Source organism: Streptococcus pseudopneumoniae (assembly GCF_038148935.1).
Classification (GTDB): Bacteria; Bacillota; Bacilli; order Lactobacillales; family Streptococcaceae; genus Streptococcus; species Streptococcus pseudopneumoniae_U.
The window spans coordinates 1-287 of record NZ_JBBJZX010000245.1; the positions used below are offsets into that span (position 1 = coordinate 1).

A 287-nucleotide genomic window follows, 5' to 3' on the forward strand; every position below is an offset into this window, starting at 1 on the left:
GTTGAAATAAGTTTAAATGCTTCATCTCAAATGGACGGAATTGCTAAAGAATGGGGCTTTGCTTCTCGAAGTGCATATAATCGAGATATCCCAGCTATGGAATCTTTCTCAACATATATTGGAAATCAATTTACTCGTACTGAGAAACTAGAGACTCAGACAGGAAATGACAGTATGAAATTCAACTACAATGGAATCTCTCAATTTTCATCTGTTCGAAATCGTTCAGCAAGCTCTACTTTGGATAAACTTGGGTTTAAATCCTCTGGGACTAATCTCAATCTCCG

Annotated in this window: 1 protein-coding gene; it reads left to right on the forward strand. The window is 36.9% G+C overall.

Annotated elements, in window-relative coordinates; all coding sequences use genetic code 11:
• A partial coding sequence (locus WKI42_RS10820) for a YfhO family protein (protein ID WP_368081919.1) occupies nt 1-287 on the forward strand: 287 nt, incomplete at both ends.